The sequence below is a fragment of the Bacillus sp. FJAT-53060 genome (genome assembly GCF_037104745.1).
GTDB lineage: Bacteria > Bacillota > Bacilli > Bacillales > Bacillaceae > Bacillus > Bacillus stratosphericus_B.
This window is the reverse complement of the sequence record NZ_JBAWSW010000008.1, coordinates 60,968-84,544: the sequence shown is the minus strand read 5'-3', so window position 1 is coordinate 84,544 and position 23,577 is coordinate 60,968. Positions and strand designations below refer to the sequence as shown.

The window sequence follows — 23,577 nt, the reverse complement described above, 5'->3', positions numbered from 1 at the left end:
CTGCATGATCTCTTTCATAGGTACACCTGCCAATCTCATTTCTACAGCCTTCTGTTTGACTTCAACTGGATAACTCACTCTTGTCCCCATAGAAAAAACACCTCCATGTTTTATTTCGGATCACAACCGTCCGTTTTCAAACTTGAAGGTGTTTTTTATTTGTCTCATCTTAGGGGGTCAGTCCCCACGAGGAGGCGGGTTCTTTTTTTTAAGATGGATCTGAAATATAGACGCTGCGCCCGGCGCGCATGCCAGATAAAAACATGAATAATAAAATGATGATAAAGATGAAAATCGATGGCGTCCATGTATGTGTGAGATCAAAGAGAACACCGATCATGAACGGACCAACAGCGGCTAATAAATAACCAAGGGACTGGGCCATCCCAGAAAGGGCAGTTGCTTGTTCCATATGTGTTGTCCGCAATCCGATGAATGTGAGAGCAAGACTGATGCTGGCCCCTTGTCCAATGCCGATTAATAAAACAGAGAAGACGAGAATAGGTGTAGACCCTCCAAGGAGGAGACCGATCATACCCAGCAAGTATACAAGAACAAGGCCCCCTACAAGCGGTCTTTGTGTTTTTAATTTTTCTGCTAAAACTGGCGTTAAAAAGGTGGATGGAAGACCAGCGAATTGCATAATAGACAGCATCCACCCAGCCGTGGATAGGTTCATGCCATGTGATGTCAAAATATCAGGGAACCATGCGATACTGCTGTAGAAAAGAAATGACTGCAAGCCCATAAACAAGGTCACCTGCCATGCGACACGTGAACGCCAAATTGGCTGCTCTGTGAGCGAAATGCTTTTGACTGCCACTGTGTTCTGATGAAGAAGCTGCGGAGCCCAGACCATCATGGCAGCAAGCGCAAGCGCACCCCATACAAGGAATGACGTATTCCAGCCGCCAGGCATGGCATGACTTAGCGGAACACTGACACCTGATGCAAGTGCAGCAAAGACGGACATCGAAGTCGTATACACGCTTGTCATCAATCCAGCATGTGCCGGAAATTTATGTTTCACGAGTCCTGGTAAAAGCACATTACAAATCGCAATCCCGACGCCGACTAGCGCCGTTCCGATCATTAAAAAGGTGATGGTTCCAAATGAGCGAATGACAATCCCAAATAGAAGGACAGCCAGTCCAAGCCAAAGGGTTCGTTCATTGCCATGGCGTTTTCCTATTTTAGGTGCAATAGGAGAAAGCAATGCGAATGAGAGCAGCGGCAAGGTAGTGAGAAAACCCGCAAGTCCATTTGAAAGCTGCAAATCGGAACGAATGACACCGATCACAGGGCCAACGGACGTAATGGCAGGCCGCAGGTTAAAGGCAATAAGTAAAATCCCAGCAATCAGCAAAATGGTTTGCCCTGTACTGCGGGGATGTCTGTTTGATGGTTCTAGTTGTTGTTCCATGAATGTAAACTCCTTTATTTCTTTAAGAAGACCGATCTTTCTTCTGTTCAAGCTCCGCTAATTCAGCTAATAAGATATGCTGCGGCATATGCATGATTTGCTCAATCGGTACATTGAGTGATGCAGCAAGCTTTAGTGCGGTATCGGCTGAGATTTGTAAAGGTCTCATGCGCAAATCCCTCCTCTTTCAATCTATACGTTCCAATATATCATATCCTCTTCACGTCATGCAGATAAAAAATGACCAATATATCAACATATGGATATTTAGATTTCGATTTTGTAAAATCACTTTATTGCTGATAAGAATTTCTTTGAAATTCAAAATGATCCGGAGATAGTTTTATATTTTTAAAAAGGGTAGGACGCATCAATAAGGTGTAAATAGCAAGTACGAATAATTGGAAATCGTTGCTCTATATAAGGCTTTACAGTCTTTTCTAATATGTATGGGTGGAGAAATACTTTCTTTTGTCTCCAATGGATGCGAGGCTTGTAAGAGTGAAATCATAATGCCTAAGTGGATGATAGGGTGCTTCTGTCTGATAAATTCCCAAAATGATGGCAGGTACGACTCCTGTTACTTCAACTTCTTGACTGTAGACGAAGTGTTTCGACCATTGGGACAAAAAGTGAATTTCCATCAAGCACGGACATGACTGGAAAATCAGCCGAAGGAGGAGTAGTATTCCGTTTAAATATAACAAGTCTGTATGTAAGTTCCAGTTGCCCCGTCCCAGGTATAAAAAAGGACGGCTTTCTCCGAAAAGAGAATCCTGAGTCCCCATTCCTTCAAGAAGTTTGGACATATCTAAAAATCTTCTTCCTCAAATTGACCCCATTATGATGATAAAAGCAGCTTGCGGATATTGGATGAGTGTAGAGATAATGAGTCAAATATTCATTAAGTTGTATAATTGATGATATAATTCAAATATTCAGTAAATAAAGGACTAACTCACTAACAAATGATGGAAATAAGGAGTACCGGACCATGTCAATCAAAAAGAGGAGAAACATCAAAAGACCTTGACCGACTTGTAATATTTACCGTTTTTCTGTTTTATTGAGAGAATAAATATAGGTTCTTTTCAAAGTGATGAAAAATAAGTCTTTAGGCCTGTTTTTTAGGAAACAAGAAGGGAAGTTCGTGAAAAGCCGGTGACAAAATTTCACAACTTATTAAAAGAAAATGCGTATATTCATATACATTAGGAAGCACTTCACTTTTCAGGAAGTCAAGATCGAAGGGAATGTAGGCAGAATGAACACCACGTTAGGAAAGCTGAAACTAAAACTGCTTGAAAATCAGCTCAAACTGAAAAATACGTTTACAGTGGAGGAATATTATGAAATGAAGCAATCATTACATGACATACGTATGTCATTTGCAGTCTATGAAGAATGGGATTTGTACCAGAGAACTACCGATATGATCACCGTTCTTCTCTTTCAACACGCCCTCCAGCAAAACGACCACTAACACTAATTCTTTTCAAAAAACATACTGTTCAACGAAACATCAACAGGTAATTTTGACTATAGTCGATGTTTTTCACTTTTTTATTGGTGAAAATGTTAAAATGATGAGTAGCGTATTTTTTTATGAAAGGACGGTGCTTGGCATGACGGAACTTCTCGATGACCGGCTGCCGCCGCAAAATATAGAAGCCGAGCAGGCCGTATTAGGTGCTGTTTTTTTAGAGCCATCTGCGCTAACGCTCGCTTCTGAAGTATTAATTCCAGAGGATTTCTATAGAATGTCGCATCAAAAGATTTACAATGCGATGCTTGTACTTGGTGATAGAGGGGAACCGGTCGATCTTGTCACGGTGACATCAGAACTTGCCAATACAGACTTACTAGAAGAGATAGGCGGGATTTCGTATTTAACGGATATTGCGAACTCTGTTCCAACTGCTGCGAACATTGAATACTATGCGAAAATTGTAGAAGAAAAATCAATTTTAAGACGCCTGATCCGTACAGCGACAACCATTGCACAGGATGGGTATACGCGTGAGGATGAAGTAGAAGATCTATTGAGTGATGCTGAAAAAACCATTATGGAAGTGGCTCAGCGTAAAAACTCAGGCGCCTTCCAAAACATTAAAGACATTCTTGTTCAGACATACGATAATATTGAACAGCTTCATAACCGAAAAGGTGATATCACAGGGATTCCAACGGGTTTCTCTGAGCTTGACCGGATGACAGCTGGATTCCAGCGAAATGACTTGATTATTGTAGCGGCTCGTCCATCAGTAGGGAAAACAGCCTTTGCATTGAACATTGCACAAAATGTTGCGACTAAGACAGATGAAAGTGTCGCCATCTTTAGTTTAGAGATGGGCGCTGAGCAGCTTGTCATGCGTATGCTTTGTGCAGAGGGGAATATCAATGCACAAAACCTAAGAACCGGTAATCTGACGGAAGAGGATTGGAGTAAGCTGACAATGGCGATGGGCTCGTTATCAAATAGTGGGATTTTCATTGACGATACACCTGGGATCAGAGTGAGTGAAATTCGCTCGAAATGCCGCCGGTTGAAGCAAGAAAACGGTCTTGGCATGATTCTGATTGACTACTTGCAGCTTATCCAAGGGAGCGGGCGATCAAGCGATAACCGTCAGCAAGAGGTATCTGAAATTTCTAGGGCTTTAAAGTCACTAGCAAGAGAACTTGAAGTTCCGGTCATTGCCCTATCACAGCTTTCTCGTGGGGTAGAGCAGCGTCAGGACAAACGTCCGATGATGTCTGATATACGGGAATCAGGCAGTATTGAGCAGGATGCCGATATTGTGGCATTCCTTTATCGTGATGATTACTACGACAAAGAATCAGAGAATAAGAACATTATTGAAATCATTATTGCGAAACAGCGTAACGGTCCAGTTGGTACGGTATCACTGGCGTTCGTCAAAGAATATAATAAATTCGTCAACTTGGAAAGAAGATTTGACCATGCGGGAGTTCCGCCCGGTGCTTAAAGCCCAATTTTTGATCCATCTACATCGAAAGAATGCATGAACACAAAAGGAATTACACCCGTTTAAAAGACGCCCATTCGTGGGAGTCTTTTTATTATGAACAAGGCGTGTCACGCAGCTTCAACTCTTTTAGCCCATACATGCAATCTGCACATAAGAGAGGCGCTCTATTGACTCATAGCTTTACTTTGGCAAGGCCTGAACCGCATCACGTGCATCGAGATGCAGAGGAAATTTATCATTTCTGCTGATGTGACAAGCTCGATAATTCAATTGATTGAAAATCATTAATAAAGTGAGAATCACGTTATTTTCTCTTATTTCAATACGAACAATGATCTATGAAAAACAGTCTTTTTACTCGAAATCTCTTTTTTTAAACGTGAAAGGAATGTTTAAAGCGCTTTTCTCTGCATTTAAAACGAACAAAATTTGATTTCGAGATATTAATGTTCGGATTTCACGTTGACTTTTTCGTTTTGCATTGATAAAATAAATGTGTTTGAAAGAGATAACGTTTTGAAAGGTTAACGGAGGTGCAAGATATGTCTTCAGTAGTCGTAGTAGGTACGCAGTGGGGTGACGAAGGGAAAGGGAAAATTACCGATTTCCTTTCAGAAAATGCAGAGGTGATTGCCCGTTATCAAGGGGGAAACAATGCAGGTCACACGATCAAATTTGATGGAGTGACTTACAAGCTACACCTCATTCCGTCCGGTATTTTTTATCAAGAGAAAACTTGTGTCATCGGTAATGGAATGGTAATTGATCCTAAAGCGTTGGTCACTGAGCTTGCGTATCTTCACGAACGGAATGTGAGTACAGATAACCTCAGAATCAGCAATAGAGCCCATGTGATTCTGCCTTATCATTTAAAATTGGATGAGGTAGAAGAAGAGCGGAAAGGGGCTAATAAGATCGGTACGACGAAAAAAGGAATCGGACCAGCTTATATGGACAAAGCAGCTAGAGTCGGAATTCGGGTCTCAGATCTATTAGATCGTGAAGTATTTGAAGAGAAGCTTGCACGTAACTTAGAAGAGAAAAATCGTCTTTTTGAAAAAATGTACGACACAGAAGGCTTTAAAATTGAAGATATTTTAGACGAGTATTATGAATATGGTCAGCAAGTGAAAAAATATGTCGTCGACACATCTGTTGTATTGAACGATGCACTAGATGAAGGCCGCCGTGTTCTATTTGAAGGGGCGCAAGGCGTTATGCTTGATATCGACCAAGGGACTTATCCATTTGTGACATCATCTAACCCAGTGGCTGGAGGAGTGACGATTGGTTCTGGCGTAGGACCTACGAAAATTCAACATGTGGTCGGCGTGTCAAAAGCTTACACAACTCGTGTTGGAGACGGTCCATTCCCGACAGAGCTTTATGATGAAATTGGTGATCAAATCCGTGAAGTTGGCCGTGAATACGGTACGACAACTGGTCGCCCTCGCCGTGTTGGCTGGTTTGACAGTGTTGTTGTCCGTCATGCTCGCCGGGTGAGCGGTATTACAGATTTATCTTTGAACTCAATTGATGTTTTGACAGGTATCGAGACATTGAAAATCTGTGTCGCTTATAAATTGAACGGAGAAATCACAGAAGAATTCCCAGCAAGTCTAAATGAATTAGCGAAATGTGAGCCTGTCTACGAAGAAATGCCAGGATGGACAGAGGATATTACAGGCGTGAAGAATTTAAGTGAGCTGCCTGCAAATGCCCGCCATTATTTAGAGCGTATTTCACAATTAACAGGAATTCCACTTTCCATTTTCTCAGTTGGACCAGACCGTTCACAAACGAACGTTGTCCGCAGCGTGTACCGAACAGCATTGTAGTCTGATCAGACACCAGTAAAATCATACATTTTACTGGTGTTTTTTTGTTTAAATATTTCTAAAGAACAGACTTCCTGCCATTCCCAATATGATAACTGTATAAAGGGAAGGAGCATTCAAAGGATGGTGAGAGTGGGTGTATTTTATGCAAATGAGCGTGAACGATCTCTGCGGGAAACATTGTTCCGAATCGTTTTGTGGATTGATCTACCGCTCAATGCACTGATCTTCGTACCAAACGAATTAGTAGAATTTGCGGTGGCTATGCTTTTTCTTAGACGAATTAAACGTGAGGAAAATCAAAAGGAGCGTTGGTCATTCCTGATGTACCTAACAGCGCACGCTACCCGTAGGCCGTTGTCCAATTATCTGGTTCAAGATTAGTAGATGGTTCAGTTACCTATTATTTTTGATGGGAATGGGACAGTCAATTTCTATCAAGTGCCACTAAGATGGGACACGAAGAAAGAGGTGCTTGAGCAAGAAACAAACAACAAACAACATCATCCATCAACCGAAAGTGATCACGATAAAAGCTGAGAACAGGTGAAGAAACTCATTGGCTTGCTGCACTAGCCCAATAATCATGCTTAAGTGAGAAAGGAGTGGTCCAATTGTTTTTTAGAAAATGCCAGCTTTGATGTTCCTCTAAAATCAATGTGTACGCCCTGTACGTTGGCAGTGAGAAATTGGGCATTTGATCTCCTAATTGAAATGAACTCATGCTACTTCTTCCTTTTTCAATAACAATGTCACTTGTTTTATGTATAACCATTTTTGGATAGTCTAAAACGTTTCTATGTGCTTAAAGACGCAGTGATCATTGAAATTGAGGGGTTGTAGAAACTGATGGTTTGATAGGATAAATCAAATCTGACACTTTTTAAAAAAAATGTCGAAAAACGTATTGCCATATGTAATTAGTCTATGATATTATAAATCTCGTTGTTGCAAAGGTCTCTGAAACTTGTTAGCATGCGATGTTCCAGCTTTATGAAAGCTATTGGTTTGACGCAATACAGCTTCTTCAGATTCACTTTTCACAAACCGAGAGCCATTAGCTCAGTTGGTAGAGCATCTGACTTTTAATCAGAGGGTCGAAGGTTCAAGTCCTTCATGGCTCACCATGTTTTGGCCCGTTGGTCAAGCGGTTAAGACACCGCCCTTTCACGGCGGTAACACGGGTTCGAATCCCGTACGGGTCATTGATTTACTTTAGCGTTAAGCTAATTTTTCCTCACTTGCTTGAAAGAGCACCACGATTGCTTTTTCGGGCAAGTTACTGAGGTCCGGTAGTTCAGTTGGTTAGAATGCCTGCCTGTCACGCAGGAGGTCGCGGGTTCGAGTCCCGTCCGGACCGCCATTTATACATATTCATCATATTGATGATGGCTCGGTAGCTCAGTTGGTAGAGCAACGGACTGAAAATCCGTGTGTCGGCGGTTCGATTCCGTCCCGAGCCACTTCCAAACGCATCTGCAATCGCAGGTGCGTTTTTATTATGAAATGAAGGCATAAAAAGGGAGAAGCCGGACCTAGGTAGGGCCCGGCTCCATAAGAAGAAGACGTTACATGTATATAGACGTTTGGTGATTGGAAAAGTTTCGATAAAAAAAGAAAAAGTCATTATTTTTTGAACATCGCTCTTCCTATCCAACGTTTACTAGAAAGAAAAGCCTTTATTATTTTTATCTTTGCCGATTAAAACGTTATAATAGACAGTGAGCCTTTTTTCCTCAAACCAAAAAGGACTGATAAGAGATGCAAAATGGAATGACATAGATACTAAAAATGCAGGAGGGAATCACAATGGAAAAAAAGATTCTTGTCGTAGATGATGAAAAACCAATTGCTGATATTTTGGAATTTAACTTAAGAAAAGAGGGCTATGAGGTTCATTGTGCGTATGACGGAAATGAAGCCCTTGATATGGTAGAAGAAATGAAGCCAGACATCATTTTACTCGACATCATGCTGCCGAACAAAGATGGCGTTGAAGTTTGCCGTGAAGTGAGAAAGAAATATGACATGCCCATTATCATGCTGACAGCGAAAGACTCTGAAATTGATAAGGTCATTGGTCTTGAGCTTGGAGCGGATGATTATGTGACGAAACCATTCAGCACGCGCGAGCTGCTTGCTCGTGTGAAAGCAAATTTGAGAAGACAGACCGCTACTCCACAGACGGAGGAAGAATCTGAATCAAATGATATTGAAATTGGATCACTTGTCATCTATCCAGATGCGTATGTCGTGTCTAAACGTGACGAAACGATTGAATTGACGCACCGAGAGTTCGAATTGCTTCATTACTTAGCGAAGCATATTGGACAAGTTATGACACGAGAGCATTTACTACAAACTGTATGGGGCTACGATTACTTTGGAGATGTCCGTACAGTAGACGTCACAGTCCGCCGTCTTCGTGAGAAAATTGAAGACAACCCTAGCCACCCGAGCTGGATCGTGACCAGACGAGGCGTCGGCTACTATTTAAGAAACCCAGAGCAGGACTAAGATTCTTATGAGTAAAGTAGGTTTTTTTCGCTCGATTCACTTCAAATTGACCTTAATCTACGTGCTGCTGATCATTGTCGCCATGCAGATCATTGGTGTGTACTTTGTGAAGCAGTTAGAGCAGTCCTTAATTAATTCATATGATAATTCCTTGAATCAGCGAATCTACTCGTTATCGTATTACCTAGAACAAGATTCATCGAAGAGCAAGGCAGAATTAAAAGAGGATGCCCAAAAGATTTTAAATGATTTTAACAACAAAGATGAGTCTAATGAAATTTCTGAAGTCAGCTATATTGACGAAAGCAGAGAGGTCATTGCCTCTGTGAATAATGGAAGTCAAGAGATTGCCGGAAAGAAAATCACAGATCAAATTATTAGCCGTATTTTCGCCGTGGGCAAAGACTATGAGAAAAAATTCTATGATCCAGAATCGAATAAACGGGTGCGTATTTCAGCGACAGCCGTGAAAAATGAGAACCAAGAAACCGTCGGTGTCATTTATGTGGTGTCTTCTATGGAAAGTGTTTTTAACCAAATGCGTACCATTAATACGATTTTGGCAACGGGAACGCTGCTTGCCCTCGGGATAACGGCTCTACTTGGTATCTTCATCTTCAGAACGATTACACATCCAATTTCGGATATGAGAAAGCAAGCAATCGAGCTGGCAAAAGGGAATTTTTCCAGAAAGGTCCGAAAGTATGGACATGACGAAATTGGTCAGCTTGCGACGACGTTTAACCATCTGACCAGAGAGCTGGAGGAAGCTCAGCTGATGACAGAGGGTGAGCGGAAAAAACTTTCTTCTGTCATTGCGTATATGACAGATGGTGTCATTGCAACGAATCAAAACGGTGCCATTATACTATTAAACAGCCCAGCATTAGAGCTTCTGAATGTTTCACGTGAAACAGCATTAGAGATGCCGATTACGTCCTTACTTGGCTTAGAGGAAACCCATACATTTGAGGATTTAGTCGAAAATCAAGACTCCATGCTGCTTGAAATTGAACGGGAAGCTCGGCTGTCTGTTTTACGTGTTAATTTCTCAGTCATTCAGAAAGAGCTTGGGAAGATTGATGGCTTAATCGCGGTCATTTATGATGTGACAGAGCAGGAGAAAATTGATGCTGAACGTCGTGAATTCGTAGCGAACGTATCTCATGAGCTGCGGACACCGTTAACCACGATGAGAAGCTACCTTGAAGCATTGGCAGAGGGTGCGCTTGGTGATAAAGAGCTTGCGCCAAGGTTCCTCGGTGTGACGCAAAATGAAACAGAGCGCATGATCAGACTTGTAAATGATCTGCTGCAGCTATCTAAGTTTGACAGCAAGGATTATCAATTTAATCGTGAGTGGACGAACTTTATCAGATTTATCTCGTTGGTCATTGATCGTTTTGAAATGACAAAGGAGCAGCATGTCGATTTTATCCGCAATCTGCCGCAGCGTGAAGTGTATGTTGAAATTGATCAAGATAAAATCACACAGGTGCTCGATAATATCATTTCCAATGCCATGAAATACTCACCAGAGGGTGGACACATTACGTTCACAGTGGAGTTGGATGAGGGCAAAGGTCTTGTGGTATTCAGCGTCAAAGATGAGGGAATCGGTATTCCGAAGAAGGATATGGATAAAATCTTTGAACGCTTTTATCGAGTGGATAAAGCGAGAACGAGAAAGCTTGGCGGAACCGGCCTAGGTCTTGCGATTGCAAAAGAGATGGTTCAGGCTCATGGCGGAGATATTTGGGCTGACAGCATTGAAGGAAAAGGAACAACGGTGACCTTTTCCCTTCCGTACAATGAAGAACAAGAGGATGATTGGGATGAAGCGTGAGACCTTTAAAACCATAATATTGACAATCCTAATTGCGATTAGTCTTGTGTTTACTTGGAATATTTGGATGTTCCAGCCCGTCATGCAGGATGAGGCGGATGCCGGCACAAAGGTTGTGGAATCGAAGAAAATTTCAAGCGACGAGCCTCGAAGCCTCATTGATGTCGTGAAGCCGCGTGAAATGTTCATCCATTCAAATGGTGAGCATTTTAAAGTGGATCAAAAGGAACTCTTTCAAAACTTTTGGAATGATGTGAGCCTTTGGGATGTCAAAGAGATTACGGATGTGTCGGATCAATATTCTGAGCTCAGATTTAAGAACTTCTTCTATGGACGTGGAGGACAAGGAAAGACTTTGGATCTTGTATTCAATGATCCGATTCCGATTGATATTTTCCAAGTGCTGTTTAAATGGCCGAATAGATCCATTGAATACAACTCGTTTGATCGGATGATTGTGCCGTTCGTCCAGCAGGATCAGGCCAATAAGAAAGTCTATTTGGTCTCATACAGCAAGGAAACGGTGCTTGAGCTGACCATTGAGTCGGCCAACTATCGTAATCTGATGAATAGCATCGCAGCCGCTCAAAAAGAGATGCCGCGCTATGATTTATATACATTCTCGACGAATTCTAAACGAGATTTCCTTCTGCCGCGAAAGAAAAAGCAGCTTGAAGCGAAAATGTTCTTTATCGAAACGATCAAGACAAGCATATTCAAGGACGCTTTGTTTACAGACCCAGGTCTTGTCGGTGAGGAGTCTAATTTAAATCGGACGGTGTATACAGATGGGACAAGTCGTCTTGAGGCCAATCAAAAAGATCACCGAATCCAATATCAGCACCGCAATATCAATTCCAGTACCGTCTTCCAAACGGGAGATTTGATCAAGCGAAGTGTGAAGTATTTCAATGATACGGGAAGCTTTACAGATGACTATCAATACACTGGCATCAATAGCAATCAGCAGCTGTCCTTTAATATGTTTATGGATGGTCTGCCGATCGTCAACAGCACAAAGCACCCATTTGGTATGACTTCTCTTGAAGTACAATGGGCGAATGATGACATCTTGAATTACAAGCGTCCAAACTACATTCTTGGCAACAAAGCAAGTCAAAGTGAACAGGTCAAGTTGATGAATGGGACAGAGCTGAAGGACTTGATCATCAAGCAGACGAAATATGATGATCTGGAGAAAATTGAACAGATTTTCCCTGCCTATCAAGCGACGTCAACGGCATCAGATCAAGATGAAGCGATGTTTGTCTGGCTAGAGCCAGTCTGGTGCATGAAATATAATGGCAAAACCGTGATTTTATCGAATGATCTGTTGGCAGAGGGGAGCGAGAATAATGGAGTGGAATAAGACCAAAACGATCTTTATCCTAGCCTTTCTCGTTCTCGATATCTTTCTTGGTTTTCAATACTTTGAAAAACGATCGACCGATCATTTCGCGATTATCGAAAAAACAGATACGCTGGAAGAAATGAAGGAAGATGGGATCAAATATGGCAATCTATCAGATGAAGCGAAGATTGGCTACCGTATTACAGCTGAAAAGAAACAATATACAAAAAAGGATGTCGACGGATTAGCTGATCAAAAGGCGAAAAGCACATTCCTACCAAAAACAGACAAGGATAATCCTGTCACTTTGCTTGAAATGACCTTCAATAAACCAGTCGCACTGCCGAAAAAGGATACGAAAACAGCAGCGACAAACCTTGTGAACCAGCGTTTGCTGGATGGGAAGAATTATAAGCTGTGGAGTATGGATGAAGAGACTGGTAAAATCGTCTTTTTCCAAACGTACAAAGGGAAGTACATCTTCCAAGAAGGCTTGGATGACACTGAAACCATCGGGAAAATCACATTAAATTTGAACGATCAAAACGAGGTCGTATCGTATCAGCAGTCGATGGTGACGTCGATTAATGAAGTGAGAAAAGAAACCCTTGTCCCAGCGCTTGAAACCGTCAAGGACTTATATACGCAAAATATGCTGAGCCCATACACGACTGTGAAAAAGGTTGAGCTTGGCTACTATACGCAATACCCAGGTGCAAGCACTCAAGTCATGGTTCCTGTATGGCGGGTGGAGCTTGCAGGCGTAGTAGCTGGTTCAAAGAAAAAGACTGAGGAAGAATTTTTGATCAATGCCATCGATGGCTCAACACTTGATCATATAGAGAAAGATGACAAATCTTCAATGGAGTGAGAGAACATGAGCTTGCAGTTCAGTGTACTAGCGAGCGGAAGTACGGGGAACGCTTTTTATTTAGAAACAGACGAGTATGCCTTTTTGGTGGATGCTGGCCTAAGTGGCAAACAGATGGTCGAGCTGTTTGGTCAAATCGACCGCAAGCCTGAAGACTTGGACGGAATTTTTGTGACACACGAGCACTCAGATCATATTAAGGGGCTCGGTGTCATGGCAAGAAAGTACAATCTTCCTGTCTATGCAAATGCGAAAACGTGGAAGGCGATGGAGTCGCATATTGGGAAGGTTGATACTGAACAGAAATTCCACTTTGATATGGAGACAGTTCAATCCTTTGGCGGTCTTGATGTCGAGTCCTTTGGCGTGTCACATGATGCGGCAGAGCCTATGTTTTACGTGTTCCATTATGGAGGGCGAAAGCTAGCCCTCCTGACGGATACAGGCTATGTGAGTGATCGCATGAAAGGGATTATCAAATCAGCAAATATGTTTGTATTTGAGAGCAATCATGATGTCGGCATGCTCCAAATGGGCCGATACCCATGGAGTATTAAGCGCAGAATCCTGAGCGACGTTGGACATGTATCGAATGAAGATGCCGCTCTTGCCATGACAGATGTGATTGGTGATGCCACCTCACGCATTTATTTGGCTCACCTGAGTCAAGACAACAACATGAAGGATTTAGCCCGTATGGCGGTTCAACAGACACTTGAAATGAAGGGTTTTGTTGTGGGGGACGGATTTGATTTATATGATACGGACCCGAGAAAAGCAACCCCGCTTTGTGCCGTATGATTTTTACAATTATATGATTAAGATAGGAGCTTCTTACCAACACTATATACATATCTATTCACTGAAAGGAAGGAAACATAGTGGATTATCGCGATGTAGAGTGGAAGCCGAGACGAAGCAGAAAAGGATATTTCTTATCTGGTTTGATCGGTGTATTGGTAGGAGCTTTTTTAATGGGATTCTTTTTTCCCTATGTGTCTGGACAGAGCGGCAGTCCCTTTGGATGGCAGCAAGCTAAAGACCAGCAAGCATCAGAGGGTCCTTTAAAGACCGTCAATGTGAACGTAAATGATGCTGTCACAAAAGTGGTGTCTAGCATGTCTGATACGGTTGTCGGCGTTATTAATATCCAAAAGTCGAGCTTTTGGGAGGAAGGCGGAGAAGCAGGCAGCGGTTCAGGTGTGATTTATAAGAAAAAGGGTGACACCTATTATATCGTGACCAACCATCATGTCATTAAGGGTGCAAATCAGCTTGAAGTGAGCCTTCAGGATGGGACAAGAATTAGAGCAAATCTTGTAGGAAGCGATCAGCTCATGGATTTAGCTGTACTCACTGTCAAAAGTGATAAGATCAAGAAAACCGCAGCCTTCGGCAATTCAGATCATGTGAAGCCTGGGGAGCCAGTCATAGCCATTGGAAACCCATTAGGGCTAGAATTTGCAGGCTCTGTCACACAAGGTGTCATTTCAGGAACGGAGCGTGCCATTCCTGTTGACTCAAATGGTGACGGACAGACGGATTGGAATGCGGAGGTCCTGCAAACGGATGCTGCCATCAATCCTGGGAACAGCGGTGGTGCCCTGATCAATATGGACGGAAAAGTGATCGGTATCAATTCGATGAAGATTGCTGAATCAGAGGTGGAAGGAATTGGACTCTCCATTCCAGCCAATCTGGTCATCCCTGTCATAGAAGATTTAGAGCGCTATGGGGAGGTCAAACGTCCGTACCTTGGGGTTGGCATGAAATCACTAGCAGATATTGCGAGCTATCATTGGCAGGAAACATTGAAACTCCCAGCAAAGGTAACAACAGGGGTCGTCGTGATGAGTGTGGAACCTCTGTCTCCAGCAGGAAAAGCGGGACTAAAAGAGCTGGATGTCTTGACGTCCTTTAGTGGCAAGGATGTACAAAATATCGTGGATCTGCGTAAATATTTATACCAAAAGAAAGTCGGAGATAAGGTAAAGGTGCAATTTTACCGAAACGGAAAGAAAAAATCGGTAGAGATCAAACTCTCTAGAACCGACCGATTTGGCGGATAACCAGTTCCAACAAGGGACTGGTTTTTTTTGCATGCTCATCATATGATGAACGGAAAGGGGGAGGTACGATTGGTTACACTACAACCGATGTCACAAACAGATTACGACTCATTGATAGAGGCGACGATTAAGCGGTACGCAGAAGAAAAGGTACTAGCAGGAACATGGGCCAAGGAAGAAGCGCTTGAAAACGCAGAAGATCAATTTGACCGGCTGCTTTCAGAAGGCATTCATACAGAGCATCATGAGCTGTGGAAATTCTTAAACGGGGACGAGGCCATTGGCTGGGTCTGGCTTTGTTATGATCCGAATCACCCTCAAAAGGAAGGATTTATTTACAACTTCATCTTGTTTGAAGCTTACCGAGGAAAAGGCTTTGGGAAACAAGCCATTGCTGCATTAGAGGAGCAAGCAAAGTTATTAGGTGTACAAAAACTCTCGCTACATGTCTTTGCTCATAATCAAATCGCCCGTTCGCTGTACGAGAAGACGGGCTTTGCGGAAACCAGCATCTACATGAGCAAACCGATCTAAAAAAGAAGAAGTACCGTTCGGACTGCGTACGGTACTTTGTTATGAAGACATCATGGCATCCTGAGCCGTGACTTGGTATAGATCTACTTTGCATTTCACGAAGGCACGGATGATCGATGGGACTTGGGCTTCTGAACGAATCAACAATGAGGTCTCGTCATCACTGATCACAAGGTCTGTTCCCACACTTTGTAAGTACTGTGTGAGAACAGGCTTCACCTCATCATCAATCCACGCATGCTTAAAGGTTGCACGAATGTTTGAGGACATGATGGTTTTCCTTTCAGGATGATTACGTGGGGTCACTAATTTTCCTTCAGAAATAAACGCAGTTTTGGTACAAATAGTATTTGTGAACCTTGGGCGGTCAGCTGTTAAAAAGACGGTTTTTCCTTCATACTTCAACGTTTCGATGACCCGTTGGATATGCAAGATCGAATCTGAATCAATATCTGTAAAAGGTTCGTCGAGTAAAATAAATTCAGGCCGATGGGCGATTGCCTGCGCCATTCCGAGCCGTTTCTTCATACCAGATGTAAAGACACCGACCTTCTCTTGATGGTAGCGATGTAAACCAACAAATTCTAGCAATTCTTCATAATAGCTTATTTTCTGGCGTGTGCCGTTGATTTTGGATAAATAGACGATATGCTCAATTGCGGTGAGCCCTTCATATAAATCCGTATATTCTGGCAGAACGCCGATGTGATGCCTCACTTTTTTTAACGAAGACATGTTCATCATTGTAAACGTACCAGAGGTTGGGCGGGATATCCCTGTAATGATATTGAAAAAAGTGGTCTTACCAGCACCCTTCGGTCCAATGAGTCCGAAAATGTCTCCTTGATTGACATCAAGATGGATATGATCTATTGCGACTTTTGTCCGGTATTTTTTTGTCAGCCCTTTTGTACGTAGCATTTATACATCCCTCCTTTGAAACAGCAGCGCTGTTCCAATGAGTAAGACAACTGTCAATGCTGTATTCATCAGCACATATGTAAGCGGTTCACTCCAGCGTGCATAATAATAAGGCGTCATGTATTGGAACATATGGATAAATCGATCAGAAGAAAGAACAGAAATGATACTGATGATCGGGAAAAGAAAGGAAAACAACATGCCGACAAACATCGATTTCTGCGGTGTTGGAAAGAGCATGGACAGAAACAAAGCACATGAGATGCCTACACTGATAAAGGTCAATATTTTCAAGGCATCAGAGAACAGAAAACGATGTGAAATGACCATATTCAGCACATATGTCGTCATGATGCAGCTGAGCCAAAACAGCATCTGCCCAAGATATTTCCCGATGACAATGTTTAGACGAGTCGTTTTACTGACGAGAAAACGAATGGTTTTCAAATGAATTTCGCGACTCAAAATATCATGGGATAATAAAAAAATAAGGAAAAAACCAAATAAAGAAATCACCAGTTCATTCCCAATGGAATAAGGGTCCTTCTCCTGCTCCCATTGCGCTTGATAAGCCGCTATAAACGGAAGACTTGATACAAAAGTAGATAAAATGAAAATAATAACAATTGTTAAAATGGATTTTGTGCTTTTGAAGAGCTTCTTAAACTCATTCATACAGATGGTCCACACACGCTGTACCTCCCTTCATCTTTATTATAACGTTAGAACAGAAAGACACCATATCTCGCTCTTTAACATTTGTTTAACTTTAAAAAAGATGACTCTTCCAGCATTATTTGATTTATTTTTAAAAATGTTCAGAAAAATATATTGATTTATCTAAAAACATCATGTATGATAGCTTTAATTCAAAATAATTGAACAGGCAATGACGAGAGAAAGTACAATCATCAATTTTTCCACAGAGAGCTTCGGTAGCTGAAAAGAAGCAAAAATAATGATTGGAAAAATGGTCTCTGAGCCTCGTACTGAACATATCCTTGATATAAGTAGGTCACGACGAGATTTGGTACTCGTTATCAAAACCACAGTATATGAGCCAAGTTGGAGCTTTGTACTTGTAGAGGCTGTTTAGCGCGAGCAAACAGTAAATAAAGGTGGTACCACGAGACAAATACCTCGTCCTTATGATTCATAGTTAAGGAGGGGGTATTTTTTATTTTCCACTTTTTTCATACAACTGTCCAAATGTTCCACGTGAAACAACACAACCATTTTTTCAAATGAAAGGGAGATTGACATGAGTGAACATGCATTGGTTTTACAATCAGATTTCGGAATTGATGATGGAGCGGTTAGCGCAATGTACGGAGTGGCAAATACGGTGAGCAACAGCATCCGTATTTTTGATTTAACACACAACATTCCCCAGTATGACATTTGGGAGGCATCCTATCGCCTGCTGCAAACAGTAACTTATTGGCCAGAAGAAACGGTATTCGTATCCGTCGTTGACCCAGGCGTTGGATCAGAGCGAAAGAGTCTTGTCGTCAAAACAACAAGCTCTCACTATATCATCACCCCAGATAACGGGACATTAACGCACGTCGCGCAGGATATTGGGATTGTGGAAGCACGTTATTTAGATGAAACGATCAACCGATTGCCGAAGTCGGGGAAATCACATACATTCCATGGTAGAGATATTTACGCATATACAGGCGCAAGAATTGCATCAGGCGTGATTTCTTTTGAAGAGGTCGGGCCAAAGGCGAATATTGATGATGTTATTCACCTTCCAGCCGTACAGGCTTATGCGGAAGAAGAAGTGATCACAGGGACAATTGATATTTTAGATGTGAGGTTCGGAAACCTATGGACAAACATTCATCACACGTTATTTGAACAGCTTTCAATAAATTATGGTGATTCAATAGAAGTTACCATTGCCAAAGGCCCAAAAAATGTGTATAAAAATATCATGACCTATGGACGATCTTTTGCCGATTTAAAGGTAGGCGAACCACTCATATATGTCAATTCACTCGATCATTTGGGCGTGGCGATCAATCAAGGGTCATTTGCGAAGGCTTATAACATCGGTACAGGCACAGGATGGCGCCTTTCGATTCGCAAAGCTCCGCGCATTATATACGAATAAGAGGAGGAAACATCATGGCAGGTAAACAACTTTCTACGAAAACTGTCGTTGCCATCGGAATTGGCACAGCCGTCTTTGTCATTTTAGGACGCTTCGTCTCCATTCCAACTGGAATTCCGAATACACAAATTGAAACATCGTACGCTTTCCTTGCGTTAATGGCCGTATTATTTGGTCCAATTGCTGGCGCACTGATTGGTTTTATTGGCCATCTTATTAAAGATGCCACCACATTTGGCCCTTGGTGGAGCTGGATTATCGTTTCGGGTGTTGTTGGTTTATTCATCGGCTTCATTTCAAACCGTTTAAAAGTAGAAGAGGGAGACTTCGGCTGGAAAAAAATCACGTTCTTCAACGCCGTACAAGCAGGCGCACAGGCATTAGGCTGGTTTGTCATTGCCCCTGTACTCGACATTGTGATCTATGCAGAACCTGCGAACAAGGTGTTTGTTCAAGGCATCATAGCAGGGATTTCTAACATTATCACAGTCGGAGTACTTGGAACAATCATCATTGGAGCTTATGCGAAAACGAGAAGCAAAAGCGGCAGCCTATCGAAAGAAACATCATGAAGCAAGGTGGAACACGTAAATGAAGAAACCGATGATTCAATTTGAACATTTCGGATTCAAGTATCGCAGTCAGTCAGAGCCGACATTGAAAGATATCAACCTGACCATCTATGAAGGTGAAAAAGTCCTCATCGCAGGCCCGTCTGGATCGGGAAAAAGCACACTAGCCCATTGTATCAATAGGCTAGTTCCTTCATCTTATAAAGGCTCTATCAAAGGAAGTCTTCACATCGGCGGGAAACATGCAGAGAAAGAGAACATTTTCTCCCTCTCACAGCTCGTCGGAACAGTTTTGCAGGATCCTGATGGACAATTTATTGGGCTGACCGTTGGAGAAGACATCGCGTTTACACTTGAAAATGATCAGGTCACGCGAGAAGAGATGAAAATCCGTGTAGAAGCAGCGGCAAGATTAACAGAGGTAGACGGCAAGCTAGCATCATCTGTGCATGAGCTGTCAGGCGGTCAAAAACAGCGCGTCGCCATTGCAGGCGTCCTTGTCAACGATGTCGACATTTTGCTGTTTGATGAACCACTTGCAAGCCTTGATCCTGCAACAGGAAAAGAAGTCATTGATCTCATTGATCGACTGCAAAAAGAAACGAAAAAAACCGTCGTGATGGTCGAGCACCGATTAGAGGATGTTCTCTATCGACATGTCGATCGCATCATCGTCGTTAATGACGGAACGATCGTAGCGGATATGACACCGGACGAATTGCTCGCTTCAAATGTATTGGAGGAGGCGTATTTACGTGAGCCATTATATGTGAAGGCCATGAAATATGCAGGCATTCCGGTTGCGCCCCAAGATCAGTTAGCGAATTTACAGCACCTGACCTTAGATGACCAGGCAAAAGATAAAATTGAGAAGTGGATGGAAGCGTCTGAGGAGAAAGTCGAGCAGGATACAGCGCAGGATTTGCTAGAGGTGTGTGAGCTCAGCTTTGACTATCCGACAAGACCAAACACGCTCAACAATCTCTCTTTTACCGTCAAAAAAGGAGAAATGATCAGCATCGCAGGAGCCAACGGTGCAGGCAAGACGACATTGTCCAAGCTGCTCTGTGCATTTGAAAAGCCAACTAAAGGTACAATCCTTTTAAATGGCGATGACATCACAGGAGATACGATCAAACAGCGCTCCGAACGCATCGGCGTCGTCATGCAAAACCCAAATCAAATGATTTCAAAACAAATGATCTTTGATGAGGTCGCATTGGGTCTTGTATTAAGAGGCGTACAAGAGGAAGAAATAAAAGAACGTGTCGAGCGTGTTCTGAAAGTATGCGGCTTGTATCCATTCCGAAATTGGCCCATCTCAGCTCTCAGCTTTGGACAGAAAAAACGCGTCACCATTGCATCCATTCTTGTGTTAGAGCCGGAAATCATCATCCTAGACGAGCCAACTGCCGGACAGGATTTTAGACATTATACAGAAATGATGACGTTTTTAGAGCAACTAAACAAACAAGGTGTGACCATTTTAATGATCACACATGATATGCATTTGATGCTTGAATACACAACAAGAACCATTGTGATTGCAGATGGAGAAAAAATCGCAGATGATGCACCTGCCAAACTGCTCACAGATCAGTTGCTTGTCCAAAAGGCAAGTTTAAAGGAAACGTCGCTGTATGAGCTAGCGCTAAAAGCAGATTGGCCAAATCCGAATGAACTCGTGGATCGCTTCATTGAGGTTGACAGAAAGGAACGAATGACATGGCTGTAGATATGCTGTCCTATATCGATCGCCCCTCGCCAATTCATCGGCTGACAGGTGCAACCAAACTCATTTGCTTTATCCTCTGGTCATCCGCAGCGATGCTCACGTATGATACGGGCGTTTTAGTCTTTATGCTAGTCGCCAGTATCATATTTTTCCATCTGTCGAACGTACGATTTCGTGATATATCCTTCGTGATGATTGTGTTGGTAATTTTTCTTGTGATCAACAACATCGCCATTTACATCTTTGCACCGCAGCAAGGTGTCGCCATCTACGGAGCAAAACACGAGCTTTTTCATATCGCAGGCCGGTACAATGTCACACTTGAACAGCTTTTCTATCAATTGAACATTACAATCAAATATGTGACCGTCATGCCAGCAGCGCTCTTATTTATCGTCACAACAAATCCAAGTGAATTCGCCTCATCGCTCAGCCGAATCGGCGTCAGCTACCGGATTTCCTATGCTGTAGCGATTGCCCTGCGCTATATTCCAGATATCCAACGGGATTTCCGGACGATTGCAATTTCTCAGCAAGCAAGAGGAATCGATTTATCAAAGAACGAAAAACTGGGGAAACGAATCAAAAATGCGTTATCGATTGTGATGCCTCTCATTTTCTCTAGCTTAGAGCGGATTGAAACGATCAGCAATGCAATGGAGCTGCGTGGATTTGGAAAGCATAAAAAGCGCACATGGTTCACCGCCAACGACTTTCAAAAAGCAGATTATGTGGCGTTAGTGTTTGTTGGTGTGGTGCTGATCGTGACACTTGTAATTACATTTATTAGAGGAACGAGATTTTATAATCCGTTTGTATAGAAAGAAGCCTTCACAGGAAGTGGAGGCTTCTTGTGTTGTTTGTGGATAAAAGGTTTGGGAAATGGCAAAAGACTATTAACATGTGAATAAATCGGTTATATTGAACAATGAGCGAAATACTTGTGAATAACCATAGAACATATTGGAGGAATAAGATACTTATGAACAAAACATTTTATGCTTGTGTAGAACACATTGAAACCGTACTAGATATGTATATAGATGATCATGAACTGCCACCAGAATTCAGAAAAATCGAACATACACACAGTTTATCCACAACCTGTGAATTGTGCGATGAACCTGCAATATATATAGTAGGGAACGCGTGATCGGACACAATATACACAAATTTTATCCACAATTGTTGATAACTTATATGAATAACTTGTTCTTAAGGTGGGGATGACCTGTGAATATATCAATTATCACAGTAGGAAAATTAAAAGAGAAATATTTAAAGCAAGGCATAGCCGAATACACAAAACGATTACAGGCCTATGCGAAAATTGAGATCATTGAGCTAGCGGACGAAAAAGCGCCCGAACATCTCAGCCATCAAGACATGAAAATCATCAAAGACAAAGAAGGCGAACGAATCCTAAGCAAAATCAATCCAGACGCCCACGTCATCACCCTCGCCATCGAAGGAAAAATGAAAAGTTCCGAAGAATTAGCCGAAACAATAGATAATCTGGCAACTTACGGAAAAAGTAAGGTATGTTTTGTCATAGGCGGATCGCTTGGATTAAGTGACGCTGTGATGCAGCGCACGAATGAGAAGCTGTCATTTTCGAAAATGACGTTCCCGCATCAGTTGATGAGGTTGGTGCTGATGGAGCAGATTTATCGGGCGTTTCGGATTGTTCGCGGGGAGCCTTATCATAAGTAAATGCAATTATTATGTACAGTTATAGCTAGTGTTTTATAGATATGACTGTTTTTTATGTAAGAATAAAATTGAGTTGAATATGTTATTACTAGTTGTGAACTAATAAATTTTAAAAAAACTATGCTTATAAAAAAATGAATTGGAATTGGTTAATAACGACTTTGACAATTCACGATAAAAAAAATAATTCTCCTAACAAATGTATATAATGTTTGGAAATATAATGAATTTACACAATCTAATGAAGCAAAAATAAAATTATATTTCGATGATGAATATATTGAATGTGCTTTAAGAAAAGGTAAAAATGGTCATGTAGCAGTAAGATTTGATACTATCGAAAGTTTAAAAATAGAAATTATGTATTATTTTGCTAATTATAAAAATCCTAGTACACATCTAGTCCCAGGATTGGCTGGGATTTTATCTAATAAGACCTATATTCGCAGATACGCTAGAACTAAATCAATAACAGTTGGTGATGCAAACCTAGTGTTAAGAAATATAGTAGTTTCTTTAGGGTTAAATAAAAAAAGAAGACGAATTTAATGAATTGGTAGATAAGATAAAGTTTATATTCCCTAATATTCAAATTTAAGAGTGAATTATAATGAGGATACAGATGAGTATTTAAGTGTAAGGTGGATTTCTCCATCAAACGAGCCGAACATCCTTTGATTTATTAGACCTTAATCAGATGAAGTGAAGTCATCGTGTGTAAGGTAGAGGGAGTGTAACATCAAACAGATTACCATTGACAGCTTTCTTCTTGAGGCGTAAAATATGAAATTATTCAGAAATAGCAACATTTTAAGTAAATAACGAAGGCTATGATTGCTGTGGGTCACACTATGGCAGGAGCAGCTTCTGGAGAGACCACATGTATGTGCGGCGCCGAAGGGTTCACAATCTCAGGCAGAAGGACAGAAGAGTACGAAATATTGTATTTTTGATGCATTGATGATGTCATGTATTGCTTTTCTCTATTTGACTATTCTTTTATGACTATGAGATTGGAGCGCATCCAATCTCTTTTTTTATGTATTTTTTAAGAGTTCGCTATTGCAATATA

Annotated in this window: 22 protein-coding genes, 4 tRNA genes, 1 riboswitch and 1 other annotated feature; of the genes, 21 read left to right on the top strand and 5 right to left on the bottom strand. The window is 41.8% G+C overall.

The window, feature by feature from the left end; all coding sequences use genetic code 11:
* Window positions 1–208: 208 nt before the first annotated feature.
* Together WAX46_RS05340 and WAX46_RS05335 are read right to left on the bottom strand one after the other, a co-directional pair.
* Window positions 209–1,423 (bottom strand): CynX/NimT family MFS transporter, encoded by a 1,215-nt coding sequence (locus WAX46_RS05340; protein ID WP_226567265.1) that lies wholly within the window; start codon window positions 1,421–1,423, stop codon window positions 209–211.
* 22 nt (window positions 1,424–1,445) lie between these two features.
* A complete protein-coding gene (locus tag WAX46_RS05335) occupies window positions 1,446–1,592 on the bottom strand; it encodes a YycC family protein (protein WP_226567266.1) in 147 nt (48 codons plus the stop codon).
* A gap of 1,095 nt (window positions 1,593–2,687) precedes the next feature.
* On the opposite strand from WAX46_RS05335, the gene WAX46_RS05330 reads away from it, so the two are divergent.
* The 4 genes from WAX46_RS05330 to WAX46_RS05315 all read left to right on the top strand — a co-directional run bounded on the left by WAX46_RS05330 (window position 2,688) and on the right by WAX46_RS05315 (window position 6,638).
* Entirely contained in the window at window positions 2,688–2,906 is a 219-nt protein-coding gene (locus WAX46_RS05330) for a hypothetical protein (RefSeq protein WP_226567267.1), read from the top strand.
* A 142-nt stretch (window positions 2,907–3,048) separates the two neighbouring features.
* On the top strand, window positions 3,049–4,413 hold the full coding sequence (dnaB, locus tag WAX46_RS05325) for a replicative DNA helicase (protein WP_226567268.1): 1,365 nt from the start codon (window positions 3,049–3,051) through the stop codon (window positions 4,411–4,413).
* Between the two features lie 545 nt (window positions 4,414–4,958).
* A complete protein-coding gene (locus WAX46_RS05320) occupies window positions 4,959–6,254 on the top strand; it encodes an adenylosuccinate synthase (RefSeq protein ID WP_226567270.1) in 1,296 nt (431 codons plus the stop codon).
* 123 nt (window positions 6,255–6,377) lie between these two features.
* Window positions 6,378–6,638: a hypothetical protein gene (locus WAX46_RS05315; protein ID WP_226567271.1), complete on the top strand. Its 261-nt coding sequence runs from the start codon at window positions 6,378–6,380 to the stop codon at window positions 6,636–6,638.
* A gap of 172 nt (window positions 6,639–6,810) precedes the next feature.
* On the opposite strand, the gene WAX46_RS05310 is transcribed toward WAX46_RS05315, so the two are convergent.
* Window positions 6,811–6,978 (bottom strand): hypothetical protein, encoded by a 168-nt coding sequence (locus WAX46_RS05310; RefSeq protein WP_226567272.1) that lies wholly within the window; start codon window positions 6,976–6,978, stop codon window positions 6,811–6,813.
* 327 nt (window positions 6,979–7,305) lie between these two features.
* Between WAX46_RS05310 and WAX46_RS05305 the strand changes: the two genes are divergently transcribed.
* From WAX46_RS05305 to WAX46_RS05255, 11 genes are all read left to right on the top strand, one after another.
* Window positions 7,306–7,381, top strand: a tRNA-Lys gene (locus tag WAX46_RS05305).
* 6 nt (window positions 7,382–7,387) lie between these two features.
* Window positions 7,388–7,459 (top strand) — tRNA-Glu (locus WAX46_RS05300).
* Window positions 7,460–7,540: 81 nt separating this feature from the next.
* A tRNA-Asp gene (locus WAX46_RS05295) sits at window positions 7,541–7,617 on the top strand.
* A gap of 27 nt (window positions 7,618–7,644) precedes the next feature.
* Window positions 7,645–7,717, top strand: a tRNA-Phe gene (locus WAX46_RS05290).
* Between the two features lie 346 nt (window positions 7,718–8,063).
* A complete protein-coding gene (gene yycF / locus WAX46_RS05285; protein ID WP_226567273.1) occupies window positions 8,064–8,771 on the top strand; it encodes a response regulator YycF in 708 nt (235 codons plus the stop codon).
* Between the two features lie 7 nt (window positions 8,772–8,778).
* Entirely contained in the window at window positions 8,779–10,617 is a 1,839-nt protein-coding gene (gene walK / locus WAX46_RS05280; RefSeq protein ID WP_226567274.1) for a cell wall metabolism sensor histidine kinase WalK, read from the top strand.
* A complete protein-coding gene (gene yycH / locus WAX46_RS05275; protein ID WP_226567275.1) occupies window positions 10,607–11,986 on the top strand; it encodes a two-component system activity regulator YycH in 1,380 nt (459 codons plus the stop codon). Before walK ends, yycH begins: the two co-directional genes overlap by 11 nt.
* Window positions 11,973–12,839 carry a two-component system regulatory protein YycI gene (locus WAX46_RS05270; RefSeq protein ID WP_336493456.1) on the top strand — a complete coding sequence of 289 codons (867 nt, stop codon included), beginning with the start codon at window positions 11,973–11,975 and terminating at the stop codon, window positions 12,837–12,839. The genes yycH and WAX46_RS05270 overlap by 14 nt, the downstream gene beginning before the upstream one ends.
* Window positions 12,840–12,845: 6 nt before the next feature.
* Window positions 12,846–13,640, top strand: a complete 795-nt coding sequence (locus WAX46_RS05265; RefSeq protein ID WP_226567277.1) for an MBL fold metallo-hydrolase — start codon at window positions 12,846–12,848, stop codon at window positions 13,638–13,640.
* A gap of 77 nt (window positions 13,641–13,717) precedes the next feature.
* The gene (locus WAX46_RS05260; RefSeq protein ID WP_376776412.1) at window positions 13,718–14,908 is read left to right on the top strand and encodes a S1C family serine protease; all 1,191 of its coding nucleotides are present in this window, start codon (window positions 13,718–13,720) and stop codon (window positions 14,906–14,908) included.
* A gap of 69 nt (window positions 14,909–14,977) precedes the next feature.
* A complete protein-coding gene (locus tag WAX46_RS05255) occupies window positions 14,978–15,442 on the top strand; it encodes a GNAT family N-acetyltransferase (RefSeq protein WP_226567279.1) in 465 nt (154 codons plus the stop codon).
* A 39-nt stretch (window positions 15,443–15,481) separates the two neighbouring features.
* Here WAX46_RS05255 and WAX46_RS05250 read toward each other — a convergent pair whose 3' ends face one another.
* Window positions 15,482–16,363, bottom strand: coding sequence for an ABC transporter ATP-binding protein (locus tag WAX46_RS05250; protein WP_336493455.1), 882 nt, complete (start codon window positions 16,361–16,363; stop codon window positions 15,482–15,484).
* Window positions 16,364–17,053 (bottom strand): ABC transporter permease, encoded by a 690-nt coding sequence (locus WAX46_RS05245; RefSeq protein ID WP_226567281.1) that lies wholly within the window; start codon window positions 17,051–17,053, stop codon window positions 16,364–16,366.
* Between the two features lie 190 nt (window positions 17,054–17,243).
* Window positions 17,244–17,514: a binding site (T-box leader), on the top strand.
* A gap of 110 nt (window positions 17,515–17,624) precedes the next feature.
* On the opposite strand from WAX46_RS05245, the gene WAX46_RS05240 reads away from it, so the two are divergent.
* From WAX46_RS05240 to rlmH, 6 genes are all read left to right on the top strand, one after another.
* The gene (locus WAX46_RS05240; protein WP_226567282.1) at window positions 17,625–18,485 is read left to right on the top strand and encodes an SAM hydrolase/SAM-dependent halogenase family protein; all 861 of its coding nucleotides are present in this window, start codon (window positions 17,625–17,627) and stop codon (window positions 18,483–18,485) included.
* A gap of 14 nt (window positions 18,486–18,499) precedes the next feature.
* Complete coding sequence (locus WAX46_RS05235) at window positions 18,500–19,057, top strand: ECF-type riboflavin transporter substrate-binding protein (protein WP_226567283.1); 558 nt, start codon at window positions 18,500–18,502, stop codon at window positions 19,055–19,057.
* Window positions 19,058–19,076: 19 nt separating this feature from the next.
* Window positions 19,077–20,792 (top strand): ABC transporter ATP-binding protein, encoded by a 1,716-nt coding sequence (locus WAX46_RS05230; protein ID WP_226567284.1) that lies wholly within the window; start codon window positions 19,077–19,079, stop codon window positions 20,790–20,792.
* A complete protein-coding gene (locus WAX46_RS05225) occupies window positions 20,783–21,613 on the top strand; it encodes an energy-coupling factor transporter transmembrane component T family protein (RefSeq protein ID WP_226567285.1) in 831 nt (276 codons plus the stop codon). Before WAX46_RS05230 ends, WAX46_RS05225 begins: the two co-directional genes overlap by 10 nt.
* A 161-nt stretch (window positions 21,614–21,774) precedes the next feature.
* Window positions 21,775–21,945, top strand: a complete 171-nt coding sequence (locus WAX46_RS05220) for a CxxH/CxxC protein (protein ID WP_226567286.1) — start codon at window positions 21,775–21,777, stop codon at window positions 21,943–21,945.
* A gap of 80 nt (window positions 21,946–22,025) precedes the next feature.
* Window positions 22,026–22,505 carry a 23S rRNA (pseudouridine(1915)-N(3))-methyltransferase RlmH gene (gene rlmH, locus WAX46_RS05215; RefSeq protein ID WP_226567287.1) on the top strand — a complete coding sequence of 160 codons (480 nt, stop codon included), beginning with the start codon at window positions 22,026–22,028 and terminating at the stop codon, window positions 22,503–22,505.
* An 857-nt stretch (window positions 22,506–23,362) separates the two neighbouring features.
* A riboswitch (glycine riboswitch) is annotated at window positions 23,363–23,442 on the top strand.
* The last annotated feature ends 135 nt before the right edge of the window (window positions 23,443–23,577 follow it).

Excerpts from the sequence above, each read along its gene's own strand:
- WAX46_RS05250 (WP_336493455.1), bottom strand. The coding sequence starts at position 16,363 with ATGCTACGTACAAAAGGGCTGACAAAAAAATACCGGACAAAAGTCGCA.
- WAX46_RS05330 (WP_226567267.1), top strand. The coding sequence starts at position 2,688 with ATGAACACCACGTTAGGAAAGCTGAAACTAAAACTGCTTGAAAATCAG.
- walK (WP_226567274.1), top strand. The coding sequence starts at position 8,779 with ATGAGTAAAGTAGGTTTTTTTCGCTCGATTCACTTCAAATTGACCTTA.
- WAX46_RS05240 (WP_226567282.1), top strand. The coding sequence starts at position 17,625 with ATGAGTGAACATGCATTGGTTTTACAATCAGATTTCGGAATTGATGAT.
- WAX46_RS05320 (WP_226567270.1), top strand. The coding sequence starts at position 4,959 with ATGTCTTCAGTAGTCGTAGTAGGTACGCAGTGGGGTGACGAAGGGAAA.
- WAX46_RS05310 (WP_226567272.1), bottom strand. The coding sequence starts at position 6,978 with ATGAGTTCATTTCAATTAGGAGATCAAATGCCCAATTTCTCACTGCCA.
- WAX46_RS05335 (WP_226567266.1), bottom strand. The coding sequence starts at position 1,592 with ATGAGACCTTTACAAATCTCAGCCGATACCGCACTAAAGCTTGCTGCA.
- yycF (WP_226567273.1), top strand. The coding sequence starts at position 8,064 with ATGGAAAAAAAGATTCTTGTCGTAGATGATGAAAAACCAATTGCTGAT.
- WAX46_RS05270 (WP_336493456.1), top strand. The coding sequence starts at position 11,973 with ATGGAGTGGAATAAGACCAAAACGATCTTTATCCTAGCCTTTCTCGTT.
- WAX46_RS05225 (WP_226567285.1), top strand. The coding sequence starts at position 20,783 with ATGGCTGTAGATATGCTGTCCTATATCGATCGCCCCTCGCCAATTCAT.
- dnaB (WP_226567268.1), top strand. The coding sequence starts at position 3,049 with ATGACGGAACTTCTCGATGACCGGCTGCCGCCGCAAAATATAGAAGCC.
- WAX46_RS05315 (WP_226567271.1), top strand. The coding sequence starts at position 6,378 with ATGGTGAGAGTGGGTGTATTTTATGCAAATGAGCGTGAACGATCTCTG.
- WAX46_RS05235 (WP_226567283.1), top strand. The coding sequence starts at position 18,500 with ATGGCAGGTAAACAACTTTCTACGAAAACTGTCGTTGCCATCGGAATT.
- WAX46_RS05220 (WP_226567286.1), top strand. The coding sequence starts at position 21,775 with ATGAACAAAACATTTTATGCTTGTGTAGAACACATTGAAACCGTACTA.
- yycH (WP_226567275.1), top strand. The coding sequence starts at position 10,607 with ATGAAGCGTGAGACCTTTAAAACCATAATATTGACAATCCTAATTGCG.
- WAX46_RS05230 (WP_226567284.1), top strand. The coding sequence starts at position 19,077 with ATGAAGAAACCGATGATTCAATTTGAACATTTCGGATTCAAGTATCGC.
- WAX46_RS05340 (WP_226567265.1), bottom strand. The coding sequence starts at position 1,423 with ATGGAACAACAACTAGAACCATCAAACAGACATCCCCGCAGTACAGGG.
- WAX46_RS05265 (WP_226567277.1), top strand. The coding sequence starts at position 12,846 with ATGAGCTTGCAGTTCAGTGTACTAGCGAGCGGAAGTACGGGGAACGCT.